Annotated in this window: 3 protein-coding genes and 1 pseudogene; all 4 read left to right on the top strand. The window is 40.3% G+C overall.

The genetic code is table 11. The features are described 5' to 3' along the window. A partial coding sequence (locus AB8818_RS22835; RefSeq protein ID WP_371200034.1) for a glycoside hydrolase family protein occupies positions 1-1,492 on the top strand: 1,492 nt, incomplete at its 5' end. 19 nt (positions 1,493-1,511) lie between these two features. Beyond that, the gene (locus AB8818_RS22830; RefSeq protein ID WP_316387127.1) at positions 1,512-2,360 is read left to right on the top strand and encodes a hypothetical protein; all 849 of its coding nucleotides are present in this window, start codon (positions 1,512-1,514) and stop codon (positions 2,358-2,360) included. Positions 2,361-3,053: 693 nt separating this feature from the next. Further along, positions 3,054-3,470 carry a hypothetical protein gene (locus tag AB8818_RS22825; RefSeq protein WP_316387128.1) on the top strand — a complete coding sequence of 139 codons (417 nt, stop codon included), beginning with the start codon at positions 3,054-3,056 and terminating at the stop codon, positions 3,468-3,470. Between the two features lie 16 nt (positions 3,471-3,486). Further along, positions 3,487-3,723: pseudogene (locus AB8818_RS22820) on the top strand (PAAR domain-containing protein). The last annotated feature ends 237 nt before the right edge of the window (positions 3,724-3,960 follow it).

Here is a 3,960-nt window from a genome sequence, read left to right as displayed (position 1 = left end):
ATGGATCAAGGACGGGTTCACCAGAATTGCGGAGTGGGTACGCCCTGAACGCGGTATCCGGGAAAAACAGGTCTCTGACTACTACAAAGCCCTGCTGCAAAAAATGGACAGTGACAACAGTGGTGACCTTTCCGGTGCAGAACTGCGTCTCGCGGTGAATTACGCGGAGCTGGATGTCAGGGATATCGCGGCGCGGATGGTGGTCAGACACGACAGCGAATGGTTCGGCGGCAGCAGCCACCATCGCTGGAGAACATTTTTAAAGCAGATGGATCCGCTGTGCATCAGCTATGTCAAAAAGTGGTTTGATGACATGGAATGGATGAGTCAGGTGGAGGGATTCAGCAGCGGTGCGCCTGTCTGGCACATGCACCCAATTGTTTTTCTAAATGCAATATCTCAGGTAGAGAATAAAGAGATCATATTCCCATTCAAAGTGAAACCTAAAAATGACATTGATGGGGTTTGGAAACGATATTATTGGGCCGCATCTTTATCAGATTCCAATGCGTCCCAGGCTATTTTTGGGCGTAATAGATCTGGTGGGGGAAGAAAGCATGCAGCCAGAGATTTGTACTCCGAACCCTTAACTGAAATTGTTGCGGTAAGTGATGGTATAGTACGAAATATTTCTCACTACTACTATGGTACATGGCAGATTACCATAGAGCACACAACTTCTGATGGGCGCCATTTTTATATCAGATATGGCGAGGTTGACCATGCAAGTATTATGGTTAGTAATGGTCAGCATGTAAAACAAGGGGCTATTTTAGCAAAGACGGGATTGATGATTAACCCAGCGACGGGTCAGCATCCCAGTATTATCACCGGACAAACAGTTTACATGCTTCATTTTGAATACTATCCTGGGAATGGTAGCACCCCTCCACCAAACAATACTCCAACGTTACCATTTAAACGCCGGAGTGATTTGCGCGACCCATTGGATATATTACGTGAAGGATACCGGAACACGTTCGATGATGGACAGCCTTCGTCTGACAATCGGTTGCCAATTAGCTCGTTAAATTTATCAGATCAAGGAAAATCCTTCATCAAAGGCTGGGAGAGTTTCAGTTCTACTGCGTATAATGAATCTGAAGGTTTTTGCACTATAGGTTATGGACATTTAATAGCCAGGGACAAGTGTGAAAATTTAAACTTACCTGATGAGTTTAAAAATGGAATTACAACTGCAAAGGCAGATAAGTTATTTGAAGCTAGAGTTCCTTTATATGTTGGTGAGTTGAAGCGAACTGTTAACTGTAATATGTATCAGTATGAGTTTGATGCTTTGATTAGTCTGTTGTTTAATATGGGGAGCATGAGTAAGGCCCCAATGCTTACATCAAAGCTCAACCAGGCTGATTATGCAGGAGCCGCCAATGAGTTTTTAGATATAACTAATGGTGGCGTTTCCGGACTTGTTAATCGTCGACAGAAAGAGCGTTCGTTGTTTTTAACTGGAGTTTATGACTCTTCTCACTGAGTTGTTATGAGGGTTTAAAATGCAAAAAAAATATGTGACATTTATTTTTGTTGTTTTATCATTATTTTCCACTTTGGTTTGCTCTGAAGTCGATTTTAATGCTTCTACATGGGTATACGATAAAGTATCTAATGTTGATGTGTTTGGTAAACATGATTCGAACGTGATAGCTCACATTGATGAATCTTTTAAAAAGGTCATTATAACAACCAAAGATAAAAAACTAACGATAAAAAACGATTTTTTAGAAAATAACAATGTATGCTCAACTGATTTTGTGTCACTAAAAAAAACACCGCTTTCATATTATTTGTCGCAAAAAACAGCTGATATGTATAAGAAAGTCTACGAGGAGAGCAACGTACCACTTTCTGATGATATTGATCTTCTGATGTCTTTGTATCCTGGTAAAGAATGCCCGGCACCATATGCAGAAATACTAAGAGTTAACGATTATTTGACTGTTTCCGACCAAAATTATATTTTATTTTTTAAGCATGTAAATGAGGATGAAGTTAGAGGTAGCAGTAAAGTAAGAAAAATGGATTTATCCAGTTATTGTCGAGATGAAGATCCAAATAAAGAGTTTGATGGGGCAACTAACACTGAATGCACATTCCCTGGAATGGGTTTGAGTGCTGCATATAATAAATTAAAGGAACTTAGCAGTACAGGTGAGTATTTGAATCCAAAGTTACCAACCACAAATGAAAAAGATAAAGTTGACTCAGGGAATGTTGACTATCAGTGGCAAGGTAAAGGTAAGCTAAAAATTTCCCTCGAGATGGATAATGAATCAATTCATTACATCTTCAATGAGGAATCGACTGGGACCAATTTGTTAATCTCGACTGAATCTCAGTATTGAATATTTGTAAATCGATGGGCTGGCTTTGTATTTAATGTAAGGAGTGCATATTCATTCGCCTCAGTTTAAAAGTGTCAGGTTGCTTTTTTATTCGAAGCTCATAACTTACTGTCTTATCTTTCTCACTGATTCGATGTCTGGCACTAAAGTTGGCGAAATATGTTTAAGTACTTTAAATTAGTTTATCTTGGTTTACTTTTAACTGCGTACTCCCATGCTGCTTCACAATCTGTATTGGTACCTGTTGGCGTCGCTAAGTTTGATGAGGCTGGAATTAAAATTTCAACCACAAATGATGATTTGTCGAATGATAATGTTTTGATTTGCAGTTCAATGGAAAAAAAAGTGTACTTCGTATAATGGTAGTGACTTTTTGAAGGGCGAGGAGAGTAGTAATGTTGAAGATGTTTCTGGAGGCAAGACGGTCTTTAGCTTTGATTATAAAAAGCCTGTAAGTGCACATTATCAATCTGGAGTTGATGTGGCTTTCATCTACCTTAAAAAATAAAATCTTCCTGATATTGATTTTTATAAAGATAATAAGTTTAAAATTCATGTGCACGGTGTTGATGATATTGTTTCTTATTGTACTAGTTCAGATGGTGTTCACGTATATTCTAAATTCGGCAGCGTTCATCTTTATTATTCTTTGGGGTATGATGTCGAAGCAACTTGTTCATCTGAGGTGTACGAATGAAAAAAATCATCTATTGCGGAATTGTTATAGTATTTTTTAGCCAGTTCACCTTTGCTGAACCCTCTGTTCAAATCTCGGCGGGAAAATATTCTTTTACGCAGGAAGGTGAAGAACTTATTGATGGGGCTAAGGTGAGTATTACCTGGAATATTTATGTCAAGGATGACAGTCATGCAGTCGTCAAAATTTCATCATGGCATGTGCCTTTCACTTGCGATGGAAAATATACTGTATCCAGAAATGGTAACCAACTAGCGCTAAGCTGGTCTGATAAAGATAATCCTGATGTAGAGTGCGACACTTCCTCTCCACAGTTTTTATTAAAAAAATCCTCATCGGGAAAAGTATTAGCACATAGTGAGCTTTTTGTCTGGAATCCTGATGGTTGGAAAAACATGCGTGTGATTAAATGATTTAATGGAGGCTGGTATGCAAGGAATAATCCGACTTGGCGACAAAACCACTCTTGGTGGTGCAGTGTTGTCCTGCTCAACGACCATGCTTTTTGGTGATATTGGCGTGGCCCGTAAAGGTGATCGTGTTTCCTGACCTGAGCATGGTGATACTACTATCGTCGAAGGTAACCCAAATCACCGCGAGCGCGGTATTCCTGTGGCGTTCCACTGCCACAAGTGTGGCTGCGGCTGCACGCTTATCAGCTCATAGCCCAATGTGGTAATGGGGTAGGTTGAACATGAGCGTATCCCGATCCAATAGGGTGATCTCTATTTCACGTTAAGGATAACCGGAATGAAAATCTGTTTTCCTGCCCGAAAAGCGAATGGTGAACAATACGCCACCCTGGATGAAATGATGCAGCCGCTCTTTCAGGAGCCACACGGCTCCTGGCTGGCCGGAACGAATAACATGTGGCACGGCGGGATCCACATCACCAGTAAGAGT

The sequence above is a fragment of the Enterobacter sp. KB-280D8 genome, from assembly GCF_041399405.1.
Classification (GTDB): domain Bacteria; phylum Pseudomonadota; class Gammaproteobacteria; order Enterobacterales; family Enterobacteriaceae; genus Enterobacter; species Enterobacter cloacae_N.
The sequence above is the reverse complement of the archived record's forward strand: the minus strand, read 5'-3'. Positions and strand labels throughout refer to the sequence as shown.